Below are 13,926 nucleotides of genomic sequence, written 5' to 3'. Positions count from 1 at the left end.
GGTGGGGCTGATCCGGCCTCCTGTCCGCCGCATCAGAGTGGGCAGGCTCATCGCGGCCGCAGCGGTGGTGCTCCTTGCGGCCGGAGCCGTCCTCTACGCGGTCCCGCACCTGCGGTGCGGCAACATCTGGGCCGACATCCGCGCTCTCGGCGACGGTGGCGAATGCGTCGGCACCACCGACGGATCCCACGTGTTCGACCCCGACTTCACCGACATCCAGGCGCAGATCGCCGAAGAGAACGCACGGGTCGCCGAGCAGGTCGACGGCGGGGCCGAGGCGGCGCGCATAGCCCTCCTCACCCAGCTCACGCCGACCGGGGAGAGCCCGATGTCCCCCGACCAGGTGCTGCGCAGCCTGGAGGGCGCCCATGTCGCGCAGGTGCGCGCCAACCACTCGCGCGGCATCGGCGACCCCGCGCCCCTGATCCAGCTGGTCCTCGCCAACGAGGGCAGCCGCCAGGAGCATTGGGAACCGGTGGTCGACCGCCTCGTGGAGATGTCCGCGGAGCCGGTCCCCCTGCTCGCCGTCATCGGCATGGGTGTGGGGATCCAGGCGACGTCCGACGCCGCCGAGCGGCTGTCCGCGAACGACGTCGCGATGGTCGCGGCCGTGGTGGCCGCCGATGAGCTGAACGACGCGACGCATCCGGGGCTGCTGCGCGTGGGTCCGAGCAGCACCGACTACGCGACGGCCCTGCGGGGCTACGTGGAGGCGCACGACCGGCTCCGGACGGGCATGCTCGTCTACGACGAGAACGCCCCCGATCTCTTCGTCACTTCGCTGGCCTCGGCGTACTCGGCGGAGATGTCCGCCTACACGGAAGGCATCCCGCCCCAGCCGTTCTCCGGAACGGCCCTGGACGACGAACCGTCGCCCACCCTGTTCGCGTCCGCCAGCCAGAACATCTGCGATGCGGAGGTCGACATGGTGTTCTACGCCGGGCGCGGTGTCGACCTGCGCGGGCTGGTCGACTCGCTGCACTCCCGCTCGTGCGCGCGGGACCCGCTGACGGTGTTCTTCGCGTCCACCGGCCTGGCGCTGCGCGGTGACGACGACGCGCTCGACCTGCTGGAGGAAGGCAACCTCACCGTCGTGCAGGCCGCGGCCTCCGATCCGGACTGGATCAATGGGGCGCGGGGTGCACCGGAGGGCTTCGCCGCCTTCGTCGAGGCCTACGACGACAACATCGGCGACCCCCGGGCGGGCCTGGCGAACGGGTACGCCATCGCCCACCACGACGCGATGATGGTCGCGGTCCAAGCGCTCCGCCTGCGCGACCGCGACGGAGGCGGCCTGGCGGAATCACTGGAGGGGATGCGCAGGGCGCTGTTCCGCCTCAACAGCGCGAACGTGGTGCGCGCCGCCGGCGGCACCCTGGCTTTCAGCACGACGCGCGACGGCGACCCCGGGAACAAGCCGGTGCCGGTCGTCGAATTCCCCCGCTCTCCCGAGGCTCCGTCCCACGACCTGTACACCACCCCGGAGGAGTGAACGCCCGGCCCGTCAGTCCAGGGCCCGGCGGGCGGCGCGGCGCAGGGTGGTGACCATGGCCGGGACCGGTGGGTGGGGGCGGCGCCTGTGGACGACGTAGATTTCGCGGGCGGGCTGCGCGCCCTCCAGGGGCCCGGCCGCCCAGCCTCCGCGGGGCGCGGCGCGCAGGATGGTCCGCGGGATCAGCCCGATGCCGACGCCCGCGCGGATGAGCGCGAGGGTGACCTCGTAGTCACGGGTCTCGTAGGCGACGGTGAGCCGCACGCCCGCGGCGTCGGCGGCGGAGTCCAGGGTGATGCGGTTGGAGATCCCCGGTGCCCCGCAGATCCACTCCTCGCCGGCGAGGTCGGCCAGGCCGGGACGGCTCCCGGCCGCGGGGTGCCCTTCGGGCAGCACGAGCAGCAGCGGGTCGGTCAGGATCTGCTCGCGGTGCAGGCCGGTCCCGCCCGGCATCGGCACCCCCGGGTAGCGGTGGGTGATGAGCAGGTCGAGGTCGCCGGAGGTGACGAGCCCGTAGCCGTCCGGGGGCTCGACGTCCGACAGCGACAGGCTGACGTGGGGGTGTGCCCGGCCGAACTCGGCGAGCGCGCTGGGCACCAGCGCCTTGCCGGCGCTGGCGAACGCCCCCAATGACAGGCGCCGCGGCGCCTCGCCCTGGGCGGCGCGCACCGCGGCCTCGGCGGCGCGCAGTTCGCCCAGTGCCCGTTCGCCGTGGTCCAGCAGGATCCGGCCCGCCTCGGTCAGCCGGATGCCGCCGCGGCGGCGTTCGACCAGGGTGCAGCCGAGTTCGCGCTCCAGCTTGGCGAGCTGCTGGGACAGCGCCGGGGCGGTGAACGACATCCGCTCGGCCGCGGCCGAGATGGATCCGGCGTGGGCGATCTCGACGAGGACGCGGACACGGTTGGCGTCGAGCATCGGCGGGCACACCCTTCTCGACCTGGTGAGACTCCGCTGCCGACGGCGCTGCGCGGGCGGAGGCAGGAAAAGCAGTGCTTAATCGTCTTTAGCAAGCGCAACTTCAACTTATCCGAACGCGCAGGCAGAGTTATGGATATGAGCTCCCGCACCGCAGCCCCCGCGCAGGTTCCCACGACGGCCGACGTCCACGCGGCGGCCGAGCGCATCTCCGCCTTCGCCCGGCGCACCCCGGTGCTGCGGGCGCGCGTCGACGGCCGCCCGGTCACCCTGAAGCTGGAGCACCTCCAGACCACCGGGGCGTTCAAGCTGCGGGGGGCGCTGAACGCGCTGCTCGCGGGCGAGCGCCCCGCGCGGGTGATCACCGCCTCAGGCGGCAACCACGGCCTGGGGGTGGCGACCGCCGCGGCGATGCTGGGCGTCGAGGCGACGGTGTACGTCCCCGAGACCGTCCCCGAGGCCAAGGCGCGGCGGCTGGAGGCGTCGGGCGCGGAGCTGGTGCGGGTCGGCGACCGCTATGCCGTGGCCGCCGAGGCCGCGATGAAGCGCGCCTCGGCCGAGGGCATCCGCTACCTGCACGCCTACAACGACCCCGATGTGGTGGCGGGCCAGGGCACGGTCGGCCACGAGATCGCGGCCGATGCTCCCCACTGCGACACCGTGGTCGTCGCCGTGGGCGGCGCCGGCCTGCTGGCGGGCGTGCGGCTGGGCGCCGGGGACCGCCGGGTCGTGGGTGTCGAGCCCGAGGGCTGCCGGAGCCTGCACGCGGCGCTGGCGGCCGGGCACCCGGTGGAGGCGCCGGTGGAGTCGGTGGCGTCCTCGGCCCTGGGGGCGTCCCGGGTCGGCGACGTCCCGTTCGCGGTGCTCCAGCGCCACCCGGTCGCCACCGCGCTGGTCACCGAGGACGAGATCATCGCGGCCCGCGACCGGCTGTGGGAGGAGTTCCGCATCGCCGCCGAGCCCGCGGCCGCCGTCCCCTTCGCCGCCTGGCTGGCCGGCCGCGTCCCCGGCGACGAGCCGTGCCTGGTGATCTGCGGCGCCAACAGCGGCTGGACCCCGCAGGACTGACGGGCGCGGCACCGCAACCGCCCCGGTCAGCGAGAGCCGGCCCCTGCCGTCCTCAGGGGCCGGCCGACGTCCGCTGATGTTCAGGCCCGTGCCGCCCCGCGCGAAGGTCCCGCCGCGGCGGGACCGGACCGAACGGGCGTCCTCCGGCCCGTGAACGCGCCCCGCCACCGGCCTTCCCGGGATCACACCGCCTCCCCGGACGCGAGATCACCGGCCTCTGTACATTGGTCGCAACGCGAACCGGGGAGTGGGGGGCGAGGGGCGGGTGTTCTACGACACGCTGCGCACGGTCGGATCGGCACTGGGGCGGATGGTCTACCGGCCGACCATCCAGGGGCTGGACAACATCCCCGCGCGCGGCCCAGTGCTGCTGGCCAGCAACCACCTGTCCTTCTGCGACAGCGTGGTCATCCCGCTGGCCGTCCCGCGCCGGGTGCGCTTCCTCGCCAAGGCCGAGTACTTCGAGGGCACCGGGGTCAAGGGCCGCCTCATGAAGGCCACGTTCACGGCGCTGGGCGCGGTCCCGGTCCGGCGCGGCTCCGGGCGCGACGCGGTCGACGCGCTGGAGATCGGCCTGCGCGTCCTCAAGGACGGCGAGGTCTTCACCATCTACCCCGAGGGCACCCGCTCCCCCGACGGCCGCCTGTACCGGGGCCGCACCGGGGTGGGCCACCTCGCGCTGGCCTCGGGGACGCCGGTCGTCCCGGTGGCGCTGACGGGGACCGAGCGGATCCAGCCCATCGGCACCCGCATGCCGAGGATCAGCCCGATCGGGATCCGCTTCGGCGCACCCCTGGACTTCTCCACCGGCTACGGGCACCTCAAGATCGGCCCGGCCCGCCGCGCGGTCACCGACGAGATCATGGCCGCCATCCGCACCCTGTCGGGCCAGCAGGACGCCGGGGCCTACAACGACCGCGCCCGCGCCGCCTAGCGGGCGGGCCCCTTCTAGCGGGCGGGCCCGTTCCCGGCCAGCCAGGCCTCGACGTCGTCGGCGGTGCGCGGCAGCGCCGCCGAGAGCACGCGGTTGCCGTCGGCGGTGACCAGGACGTCGTCCTCGATGCGCACCCCGATCCCGCGCAGCTCCTCGGGCACGGTGAGGTCGTCGGGCTGGAAGTACAGGCCCGGTTCCACGGTCAGCACCATGCCCGGCAGCAGGTCGCCGTACAGGTGCAGCTCGGTGCGGGAGATCGCGCAGTCGTGCACGTCCAGGCCGAGCATGTGCCCGGTGCCGTGCAGGGTGTAGCGGCGCTGGAGGCCGAGTTCGACGACGCGGTCCACCGGGCCGTCGAGCAGCCCCCACTCCACCAGGCCCGCGGCCAGCACGCGCTGGGCGGCCTGGTGGTAGGCGGTGAAGGGGCGGCCCGGCGCCACCGCGGCGATCCCCGCCTCCTGCGCCGCGTACACGAGGTCGTAGACGCGCCGCTGGACGTCGGTGAAGGTACCCGAGACGGGGAGCGTGCGGGTGACGTCGGCGGTGTAGAACGTGCGGGTCTCCACGCCGGCGTCGAGCAGCAGCAGCTCGCCGTCGCGCACAGGGCCGTCATTGCGCATCCAGTGCAGCGTGGTGGCGTTGGGGCCCGATGCGGCGATCGTGCCGTAGCCGACGTCGTTGCCCTCGACCCGGGCGCGCAGGAAGAACGTGCCCTCGATGTAGCGCTCGGAGGTGGCGCGGGCCTGCGGGAGCGCCGCGACGACGTCGCCGAAGCCGCGGACCGTTGAGTCGACCGCCTGCTGGAGCTGGGCGACCTCCCACTCGTCCTTGACCAGGCGCTGGTCGTGCAGGGCGATGGCGAGCTCTTCGTCGCGCCGGGCTGCCTCGTCGGCCTTGGCATCGACCTCGGCGCCCGCGGAGCCGTCGGCGTTCCCCCGCAGGCCCGCGACGACCTGCTCCAAGCCGAGGTCGTGCCCGCGGACGATCCGGGTGGGAACGTCGGGCGCCTCGCCCAGGATGCCGGGGAGGCGGCGGACGTCGTCGGTGGCCAGGCCGAGCAGCGCTCCGGCTTCGGCGAGGCTGTCGCGGCGCCCGGTCCACAGCTCGCCGTGGCCGTCGAGCCAGAACTCGCCGTTCTCGCGGTTGGAGCGGGGGCGGAGGTAGACGGTGGCGACGTGGCCCCCGCCGCTGGAGCGGGGCTCGAACACCAGGCAGCCGCCGTCGGAGGCGTCGCCCGACAGGTAGACGTAGTCGCTGGCCGGGCGGAAGGGGTACTCGGTGTCATTGGAGCGGGTCTTGAGGGCTCCGGCGGGGACCACCAGGCGCTCCCCCGGGAAGCGCCCGCTGAGGGCGGCGCGGCGCTTGGCGGTGTAGGGCGCCTGCTCGACGGGGTCGAGGTCGCGCATCTCGGTGTCGGCCCAGCCGGTGCGCATCCAGGCGGCCAGCTCCTCGGAGACGGCCTGCGCCTGGCCGTTCTTGCGGGGGCGGAACACGGGGGCCTCGCCGGTGCCGTCGTGGTCGGTCTCGGCCTGGTGCTCGGTCACGTTCGCTCCTCCTGCTGGTGCCGACTGGTGCGGGCCCTGCGCCGCCGCCCGCGGCGGTCCTCCCATCGTAGGAGGAGGGCCCGGTGAGGGGAACGAGTCGTGGCCGGGCTCAGCGCCCGGGAAGCGCCTTGGCGAAGGCGTAGTAGAGGCGCCGCCCGGAGGCGTCGACGCCTTCGGAGCCGCTGAGCGCGTAGCCGAGGGCGAGGTAGAGGGCGACGGCCGCGGGCTGGCTGGGGCCGGTCGTCAGGTGGACGCGGGTGTAGCCGCGGCGGGCGGCTTCGGTCTCCAGGGCCTCGACCGCCCGGCGGGCCAGGCCCCGGCGCCGGTGGGCGCGGGCGGTCCAGACCCGCTTGAGTTCGGCGGTGCGGGCGTCGAGGCGGCGGAAGGCGCCGCCGGCGACCGGGACTCCGTCCTCCTCCACCAGCACGACCGCGCCGTGGGGCGGGGCGAACTCGGCGTCGGGGTGGGCCCGCATCTCTCCGGCGGCGACATCGGGGCCGTAGCGGTCGGCGTACTCGGCGGTCAGCTCGGCGAGCATGGGCCGCACCCCGGGGTCGGCCATCGTGGCCACCCGCGTGCGCAGCCGCCCCTCCCGGACCTGCGCCTGCTCCGCTGCCACCGCCATCGCTCCTTCGTCCGCCGCCGCCCCTGGAGCGGGGCGGTCACCGACAGGGGCGAACGCCGCGGCGCCCGCCGTCATTCCCCCACATTTCGGAGCGGGCCGGTCAGGGCGGTGGGCCGGTCGAGGTGGGCCTGTGGACCCGGAACGGCGAGCCGACGAGCGAGCAGAGGCGGCGCCGCCACCGGCCGAAGGCCCCTCCCGCGGGGCCGTCGGAGCCGAGCGAGGAGGCGAGTGTGACCTGTGGACAGCGCGCTCGGCCCGGCGCGGGCCACCTTAAAGTGATCACCATGGCTTTCATCGAGCGCACCCTCCTCGGCCCCGGGCCGAGCAACCCCTACCCCGAGGCCACCGCCGGCCTGGCCGCCCCTCTGCTGGGTCACCTCGACCCCGAGTTCATCGGCATCCTCGAACGCACCTGCGAGCGCCTGCGCTCCCTGTGGGGCACCGCCAACCCGCTGACCCTGCCCCTGTCGGGCACCGGGTCGATCGGCATGGAGGCCGCCTTCGCCAACACGGTGCGGCCGGGCGATGTGGTGGTGGTCGCGGTGAACGGGCTGTTCGGCGTCCGCATGTGCGACGTCGCCGCCCGCTACGGCGCCGAGGTCGTGCGCGTGGACCACGAGTGGGGGCGGCCGGTCGACGTCGAGCGCGTGCTCGCGGCCCACCCCTCCCCCGCGATCGTGGCGGCCGTGCACGCCGAGACCTCCACCGGGGTGCGCAGCGACATCGGCGCCCTCGGCGCCGCGGTGCGCGCACGCTCCGACCGCACGCTGCTGCTGGCCGACTGCGTCACCTCGCTGGGCGGCATGGTCATGGACGCCGATTCTTGGGGCGTCGACATCGCCTACTCCGGCACGCAGAAGTGCCTGGGGGTGGCGCCGGGCCTGGCGCCGTTCACGTTCTCCGAGCGCGCGTGGGAGCGCCGGGTGGCCGCGCCGCCGGTGTGGTACCTCGACCTCGACCTGCTGGGCGCCTATGTGCGCGGCGGTGCCGGAGGGCGGGCCTATCACCACACGGCTCCGGTGGCGCTGATCGCGTCGCTCGACGCCGCCCTGGGCCGCATCTGCGATGAGGGCATCGATGCCGTGGCCGAGCGGCACCGCGCGGCGGGCGCGCGGTTGCAGGAGGGGGTGCAGGAGCTGGGGCTGGAGCTGTTCGCCGCCGAGGGCCACCGGCTCCCCCAGCTCACCTCGGTGCGGGTGCCCGACGACGTCGACTCCGCCAAGGTCCGCGAGCAGCTGCTGAGCGACTACGGCATCGAGATCGGCGCCGGTGCGGGCGCGTACGCGGCATCGGTGTGGCGGATCGGCCTCATGGGCGCCAACGCCCGCCTCGACCGCGCCGAACTCCTCCTCGCCGCACTGGGCCGGATCCTCGGCCGCTCACGGGTCTGACAGCGGCTCCCGGCCGACCGGCTGATCGTCAACTACCTGCGGCATGCGTGCACCGACCACGACGAGGACCAGAGCGCGCCCGCTACACCCATGAGGCCACCATCGTGAAGATCGGCCGGTCGAGGTCACGATCGCCTACCGGGTCAAGACCGGCAAGGATCGCGACCGGACCAAGACCGTGCACGCCGTCTTGGTCACGCCGTTGGAGACCGGCGACTCATGAAGGGGTCCTCCGTGCCGACCGGTTTCGCGGGCCCGAGCGCGGGCCCCCCGTTAGGGGCGCGTCCGGCCGGTTAGGCGTCGGGTACGGGCGAGGCTTCGGGGGTGGGGGTGTGGGCGATCTGGTGGTGGTCCGGCACGGCGAGACCGAGTGGAGCGGCGCCGGGTGGCATACCGGGCTGACCGATGTGCCCCTCACCGGCGAGGGTGAGGAGCAGGCGCGGCGGCTGCGCGAGCTGCTCGCCGGGCGGCGGGTCGGGCGGGTGCTGACCAGCCCTCTGCAACGGGCCGCGCGGACCGCGGAGCTGGCCGGGCTCACCGGCGCCGAACGCGAACCCGGCCTGGTGGAGTGGGACTACGGCGGCTACGAGAAGCTGTCCACGCCCGAGATCCAACGCACCCGGACCGGGTGGGACCTGTGGGCCGACGGCGTGGTCCCCGGCGACTCCCAGCACCCCGGGGAGACGATCGGGCAGGTGACGGCGCGCGTCGACCGCGTGCTCAGCAGCATCGCGGCCGACCTGCGCGACGACCCCGGTGACGTCGTCCTGGTCGCGCACGGCCATGTGCTGCGCGTCCTCACCGCCCGCCACCTGGGGTTCCCCGCCTCGGCGGGCGCGGTGTTCCGCCTCGACACCGCTGCGGTGGGCGTCCTCGGCACCGAGCACGGCCGCCCCGTGGTGGCCCACTGGAACCTGCGCCCCGGGAACGGCCCGTGATCCCCTTCCGCCACCGCCCCGTGGACGGCCCCCTGATTCCCGGCCGCGCGGCGGATGGCCCGTAACCACCGGCCGCCCGCGCGCCGTGGCTCATCGGGGCTCGTCGGGCTCGTCCTTGTTGGGGCCGTAGCGCACGTCGTGGTCTTCGGGGTCGCCGGGATCTCCGATGTTGCCCATGAACACCGCGATCGGCGGCAGCACCGCGGCCACCGCGCACATGATCAGCGCGAGCCACACGCCGACCAGGTAGTAGGCGGGCAGCGCCCCGATGAACAGTGCGAGGCAGATCCCCATGATCCAGACATATTGGCGCTTGCGCCGTTTCATGTCCCAAGCGTAATCAGGCGGGGCGCGAAGCCGGGTGACCCGCGTTCGGCGCGTCGGTCCCGGGTCGGGCTCAGCGGGCGACGTCCCCATGGGGTGATGAAGCGGGCGGTCGACAGCCTCGCCGCATCGGCCGCCGTCACCTACGTTCCGGAGGGCAGCCGCGTCAACGCCATCGCCCCCGGCACCGCCCCGAACGAGATGCTGCGCGCGTGGGAGGAGGAGTCGCCGGGCCTCCTGGAGCGGCTCACGGCGCACACCCCGCTGGGCCGCACGGCCGGACCCGGAGGAGATCGCGCAGGCCGCCGCCTGGTTCCTCAGCGACCGCGCCTCCTACGTGACCGGCACCGTCCTACCCGTCGACGGCGGCGCGCGGGACTGACCCCGGATCCGGGTGGCTGCGCCGCGTGGTGCGGATCCCGCGGAAGCCGTGGCCCAGGTCGTAGCCGACCGCTTCCAGGCGCAGCCGTGCCAGGCGCGCCCGGCGGACGGTGACCTCGTCGAAGAGCCGGTTGTAAAGGGCCTCAGGGGTCAGGTGCAGGGCGGCGCGCACCCCGCGCAGGCCCAGCGTCGCGGCCTCCTGGGTCCCCGGGGGCTCGGGCAGGGTGCGGTAGGCGCTGCGCGCCCAGCCGGGCAGCGTGTAGTAGGCGAGCGCCCCGATCGGCCACCACAGGGGCTTGAGCGGGGCCAGCCGGCGCAGCCGCCGGGGGACCCGCGGCCACAGCAGGAACCGCACGGTCAGCTCCGCTTCGCGGGTGACGCGCAGGTGCGGGCGCATCCGCGCCAGGTAGCCGCGCATCTGGGCCAGCGAGCCGGGCACATCGGCGGGGTCGAGCCCCACGTAGCGGGCGGTGCGGGTCTGCTCTGCGAGGTAGGCGTCGGCGTCGGCGCGGGTCAGCCGCAGCCCCGCCCGGGTGACGACCTCCAGGTAGGAGACCACTTCGGCGCAGTGCACCCACACGAGCAGGCCGGGTTCGTCGGCGCGGTGCGCGGCGCCGGTGGCGGGGTCGGTGAAGGCCAGCCGCCGGTGCACGGCGCGGACGCGCTCTCCCAGCTCCTCGGCCTCCTGCGGGCTGCCGTAGGTGGTGGCGGCGACGAAGTCGGCGGTGCGCAGCAGCCGCCCGGTGGGGTCCTGGAGGAAGTCGGAGCGCTGCCAGACGCCCTGCATGGCCACGGGGTGCAGGGCCTGGAGCATCAGGGCGCGGACGCCCGCCACCCACATGGCGCGGTCGAGCTGCACGCGCCAGGTGACGCTTTCGGGGAGGGCGACCGTCGGCTGCATGGCCCCTGTCGCCTCCTCCCCCGCGGGCCCCCGCCCGGGGGCCGGATCGATCCCCGACACCCGTGGCGCGGGTCCCCGAACGGGCACTCCGCCAGTCTAGCGACCGCTTGGTTCCCCGCCGCGGCAAGGGATGTAGCGTGGGCGCGACGCCGCCGGCACGGAAGGAAGACGATGCCCCAGCACCACCTCGCCCCGGGTGCCGATCCCCTTGTCCTGCGCGTGGGCGACCTCGCCTTCGACGCGCTCTCGGCGGGGCCGCAGGACGGCCCGCCGGTGCTGTTCCTGCACGGGTTCCCCGAGTTCGCGACGTGCTGGCGGGCGCACATGGCCGCGGTCGCGCGGGCGGGCTTCCGGGCGATCGCGGTGGACCAGCGCGGCTACTCCCCCGGCGCGCGGCCGGAGCACGTGGATGCGTACGCGCTGCCCGGGCTCGTGGACGACGCCTTCGGCTTCGCCGATGCGCTGGAGCTGGAGCGCTTCCACCTGGTGGGCCACGACTGGGGCGGGCTGGTCGCCTGGCCGGCCGCCGCACGCCACCCCGAGCGGGTGGCGACGCTGAGCGTGCTGTCGACCCCGCACCCGGCCGCTCTGGCCGAGGCGATGGCCGAGTCGGCCGAGCAGCGCGAGAAGCTCTCCTACATCGGGCTGTTCCGGATCGAGGGCCAGGCGGAGCGGGTCCTGTTGGAGGACGGCGGGGCGACGCTGGCCGCGGTCTACGAGGGCAGGGTGGCCGCCGACCTCGTGGCCGACAACGTCCGGCGCCTGTCGGAGCCGGGGGCGCTGACGGCCGCCCTGAACTGGTACCGGGCCCTGGATTCCAGAACGCAGGCGAACGTCCCGGCGATCACCGTCCCCACGCTGTACCTGTGGGGCGACCACGACCTCGCCTTCTCCGAGCTCGCCGCCGAGCGCACGGCGGGGTGGGTGTCGGGCCCCTACACCTATGTCCCGCTCGAGGGCGCCTCGCACTGGCTGCCCGAGGAGCAGCCCGAACGCGTCATCGCCCCACTGCTGGCCCACCTCACGGCCCACACCTGAGCCGGGATTCGCCCCCGGCGGGCCGTCGCAGGGGGTCGCCCGCGGTGGGCCGCCCGGCTCAGCTCACGATCTCGGCGTATCCGTGGTCGAAGACCTGGTCCCCGAGGCGGCCGGGGTGCCCGGCGGGCAGCGGCGGCCCGGACTGCGGCGGGATCGTGAGGGAGTCCCAGTCGATACGCCCGCCGGCGATGTGCCCCTCGAGGTCGATCTCGCCGACCGCCGCCCCGCCGACAACGGTGGTGAGGGTGAACCAGCGCCGCCGAGCCCGGTGTCGGGGTCCCAGACGCCCCGGTTCAGCTCCAGCCACGTGTCCAGCGCCCACCGCACCTCGCCGGGGTCGGCGGCGACGAGGTAGGCGCTGCCGCCGCCTGAGCCGGACGCGTAGCCGTACTCGGCCAGGTGGAAGCCGTAGGCCTCGGGCCGCTCGAGCTCGGACGCCGCGGTCGCGGCGACCACGTCGGCGAGCCTGACCAGGCCCGCACGGGCGGTGGGGTCGGCGGGCTCGGCGTTCAGCACGCGGCAGTACAGGCTCTCGGCCTCATCTCGCCTGGCGGCGACCTCGTCCCTGTCGGGACTCCCGGCGGCGCGCAGGTGGTCGATCTGCTGGACCAGCCGTCCCGCCAGCAGGGTCATGGCGAGCACATCGTCGGGGCGGGCGGCCACGGTGACGCGCAGCCACGGCTCCTCCGGCCAGGTCTGGCCGGTCTCCATACCGGCGGGTCCCACGTCGGCCGGGTCGGCGGGCAGCAGGCACAGCAGCCGGCCGAACTCCAGGGCGGCGTCGATGTCCCCGGTGGCGGCGGAGGCACGGAGCACGGCGAACTTCTCGTCGGTGATCGTCACGGGAAGGCAGGCTAGCGGGGCCGCCCGTGCCGCTGTGTGCGGGGGCGGTCCGGGCGCGCGCCGCGTCAGCCGTGTTCGGGCGAGGGCAGTGGGTCGCCCGTCTCCAGCAGGGTCTTGAGCCCGGACAGCAGCGCCGGCCAGCCCTGGCCGACCATGTCGCGCAGAGTCCCGCCGGGCTCGAAGTCGTCGTGGACGACGGTGAGCTTGACCATGCCCTCGAGGGGCTCGATGTCGAAGGTCACTTTCGACCGGCGCTCCGCGATCAGCTCGGCGAGCACATCGGCGCTCACGCCGGCGGCCCGGGCCCACTCCTCGGTGAAGGTGTGCCAGGTGTAGGACAGACGGCGTCCCGGAACGGACTCCAGGACGACCTGGGCGGGGTCGGCGGTCGAGTTCCCGTGCTCCTGCCAGGTCATAGGCGATCCCACTGCCCAGTCGGTGTCGAAGGAGACGCCCCAGTACCGGCTGGTGAACGCCGGGTCGGTCAGCGCCTGCCAGAGGCGTTCGGGCGTCGTTTTGATGTAGGTGGTGTAGACGAAGGCGTCGTCGCCGCTCATTGCAGTCTGCTCCAGTGCGGTCTTGAGGTCGGAGAGCGCATGGGCGCGCCCGCGGTCGTAGCGCCGTATCCACCGCTCGGCGATGGCGTTGATCGGCGCGGCATCGAGGTAGTGCAGCTTCTCCCGGCCCCGCCGGACCGTGGTGACCAGGCCGGCCGCCTCCAGCTGGGCCAGGTGCTTGCTGACGGACTGCCGGGCCATGTCCAGGCCGGCGCACAGCTCGCGCAGGCTCTGCCCGTTGCGGGCGTTCAAGCTGTCGAGCAGCCGCCGGCGGCTGGAGTCGGCCAGTGCCTTGAACACCTCGTCCATCGCACCCCTTCAATATGCATCCGATTGGCTGCATGAAAGACTAGGCAGCCGAACGGCTGCATGTCAATCGCGCCCCGCCCCCGCCGCTGACCTGGGCCGGAACGCGGCAGGGCCCGTTCCCCTCACGGAGGAGGAGAACGGGCCCTGCGCCGATCCAGGTTGCGGGGGCGTCAGCCGTCGGCCGTTCCGTCGGTGATGCGGCGGGCCTCAAGGCGGGCGGCGTAGCGGTCGCGGCGGTTCGCGGCCCGGTTCATTTCGCCGAGCTCCTTCTTCGCGGCGCGCCCGTTGGGCCCGTAGCAGCAGGTGCCGCCGGGCCAGGACCAGCGGCAGCGTGTGCCGGCGTCCTCCCTCATCGGGCGCGGAGGCAGATCGCAGCCGCCGTGGCGATGGTCGTGGACGGGCCGGGGGTCGTGCTCGGCGCACCGCACCCACACGGGTTTGGTCTTGTCCGTACGGGACATCTCGTTCCTTCCGGAACCCGCCGCCCGTACCCCCGGACTCTCCGGGCGGGCGGCCGGCGCAAGAAGAAAGTCACGACGGCACACTCCTCTCCTCGTCCGCGGCCCCGGCGCAAAGGCCGCATCGGAGCACGGCACGGAAACCGAAGGCCCCTCCACGCTATCGACGCGTATCGGCCGCGGACAAGGGACATTCGACGCTCCGGCA

Annotated in this window: 15 protein-coding genes and 1 pseudogene; 8 read left to right on the top strand and 8 right to left on the bottom strand. The window is 74.3% G+C overall.

The window, feature by feature from the left end; all coding sequences use genetic code 11:
• Position 1: 1 nt before the first annotated feature.
• Positions 2 to 1,492, top strand: a complete 1,491-nt coding sequence (locus tag ACFOVU_RS13055; protein ID WP_378533278.1) for a hypothetical protein — start codon at positions 2 to 4, stop codon at positions 1,490 to 1,492.
• Between the two features lie 12 nt (positions 1,493 to 1,504).
• On the opposite strand, the gene ACFOVU_RS13050 is transcribed toward ACFOVU_RS13055, so the two are convergent.
• Positions 1,505 to 2,407: a LysR family transcriptional regulator gene (locus ACFOVU_RS13050; protein WP_378533276.1), complete on the bottom strand. Its 903-nt coding sequence runs from the start codon at positions 2,405 to 2,407 to the stop codon at positions 1,505 to 1,507.
• Positions 2,408 to 2,545: 138 nt separating this feature from the next.
• Here ACFOVU_RS13050 and ACFOVU_RS13045 point away from each other — a divergent pair, with 138 nt between their 5' ends.
• Both ACFOVU_RS13045 and ACFOVU_RS13040 read left to right on the top strand, forming a co-directional pair.
• Positions 2,546 to 3,475 carry a threonine/serine dehydratase gene (locus tag ACFOVU_RS13045; RefSeq protein ID WP_378533274.1) on the top strand — a complete coding sequence of 310 codons (930 nt, stop codon included), beginning with the start codon at positions 2,546 to 2,548 and terminating at the stop codon, positions 3,473 to 3,475.
• A gap of 265 nt (positions 3,476 to 3,740) precedes the next feature.
• Positions 3,741 to 4,409 (top strand): lysophospholipid acyltransferase family protein, encoded by a 669-nt coding sequence (locus ACFOVU_RS13040; RefSeq protein WP_378533273.1) that lies wholly within the window; start codon positions 3,741 to 3,743, stop codon positions 4,407 to 4,409.
• A gap of 14 nt (positions 4,410 to 4,423) precedes the next feature.
• Here ACFOVU_RS13040 and ACFOVU_RS13035 read toward each other — a convergent pair whose 3' ends face one another.
• The gene (locus tag ACFOVU_RS13035) at positions 4,424 to 6,019 is read right to left on the bottom strand and encodes an aminopeptidase P family protein (protein ID WP_378533271.1); all 1,596 of its coding nucleotides are present in this window, start codon (positions 6,017 to 6,019) and stop codon (positions 4,424 to 4,426) included.
• Positions 6,020 to 6,062: 43 nt separating this feature from the next.
• Positions 6,063 to 6,578 (bottom strand): GNAT family N-acetyltransferase, encoded by a 516-nt coding sequence (locus tag ACFOVU_RS13030; RefSeq protein ID WP_378533269.1) that lies wholly within the window; start codon positions 6,576 to 6,578, stop codon positions 6,063 to 6,065.
• A gap of 284 nt (positions 6,579 to 6,862) precedes the next feature.
• On the opposite strand from ACFOVU_RS13030, the gene ACFOVU_RS13025 reads away from it, so the two are divergent.
• Positions 6,863 to 7,969, top strand: a complete 1,107-nt coding sequence (locus ACFOVU_RS13025; protein WP_378533267.1) for a pyridoxal-phosphate-dependent aminotransferase family protein — start codon at positions 6,863 to 6,865, stop codon at positions 7,967 to 7,969.
• Positions 7,970 to 8,301: 332 nt separating this feature from the next.
• Entirely contained in the window at positions 8,302 to 8,907 is a 606-nt protein-coding gene (locus ACFOVU_RS13020; protein WP_378533265.1) for a histidine phosphatase family protein, read from the top strand.
• Between the two features lie 90 nt (positions 8,908 to 8,997).
• On the opposite strand, the gene ACFOVU_RS13015 is transcribed toward ACFOVU_RS13020, so the two are convergent.
• Positions 8,998 to 9,324 (bottom strand): DUF3099 domain-containing protein, encoded by a 327-nt coding sequence (locus ACFOVU_RS13015; RefSeq protein WP_378533263.1) that lies wholly within the window; start codon positions 9,322 to 9,324, stop codon positions 8,998 to 9,000.
• Between the two features lie 6 nt (positions 9,325 to 9,330).
• On the opposite strand from ACFOVU_RS13015, the pseudogene ACFOVU_RS13010 reads away from it, so the two are divergent.
• Positions 9,331 to 9,453, top strand: a pseudogene (locus ACFOVU_RS13010) (short-chain dehydrogenase); the annotation flags it as partial.
• 70 nt (positions 9,454 to 9,523) lie between these two features.
• Entirely contained in the window at positions 9,524 to 9,613 is a 90-nt protein-coding gene (locus tag ACFOVU_RS13005) for an SDR family oxidoreductase (RefSeq protein WP_378533559.1), read from the top strand.
• Here the strand turns inward: ACFOVU_RS13005 and ACFOVU_RS13000 are convergent.
• Complete coding sequence (locus ACFOVU_RS13000) at positions 9,584 to 10,513, bottom strand: oxygenase MpaB family protein (RefSeq protein ID WP_378533261.1); 930 nt, start codon at positions 10,511 to 10,513, stop codon at positions 9,584 to 9,586. The genes ACFOVU_RS13005 and ACFOVU_RS13000 overlap by 30 nt on opposite strands.
• 171 nt (positions 10,514 to 10,684) lie before the next feature.
• On the opposite strand from ACFOVU_RS13000, the gene ACFOVU_RS12995 reads away from it, so the two are divergent.
• Positions 10,685 to 11,551: an alpha/beta fold hydrolase gene (locus ACFOVU_RS12995; protein WP_378533259.1), complete on the top strand. Its 867-nt coding sequence runs from the start codon at positions 10,685 to 10,687 to the stop codon at positions 11,549 to 11,551.
• Positions 11,552 to 11,614: 63 nt separating this feature from the next.
• Here ACFOVU_RS12995 and ACFOVU_RS12990 read toward each other — a convergent pair whose 3' ends face one another.
• The 3 genes from ACFOVU_RS12990 to ACFOVU_RS12980 form a co-directional block, all read right to left on the bottom strand.
• A complete protein-coding gene (locus tag ACFOVU_RS12990; RefSeq protein WP_378533257.1) occupies positions 11,615 to 12,394 on the bottom strand; it encodes a hypothetical protein in 780 nt (259 codons plus the stop codon).
• A gap of 65 nt (positions 12,395 to 12,459) precedes the next feature.
• Positions 12,460 to 13,260, bottom strand: coding sequence for an ArsR/SmtB family transcription factor (locus ACFOVU_RS12985; protein WP_378533255.1), 801 nt, complete (start codon positions 13,258 to 13,260; stop codon positions 12,460 to 12,462).
• Positions 13,261 to 13,430: 170 nt separating this feature from the next.
• Complete coding sequence (locus ACFOVU_RS12980) at positions 13,431 to 13,721, bottom strand: hypothetical protein (protein WP_378533253.1); 291 nt, start codon at positions 13,719 to 13,721, stop codon at positions 13,431 to 13,433.
• Positions 13,722 to 13,926: the final 205 nt, after the last annotated feature.

Source organism: Nocardiopsis sediminis, from assembly GCF_042650565.1.
GTDB lineage: Bacteria > Actinomycetota > Actinomycetes > Streptosporangiales > Streptosporangiaceae > Nocardiopsis_B > Nocardiopsis_B sediminis.
This window is presented reverse-complemented; position numbering and strand designations above follow the sequence as displayed.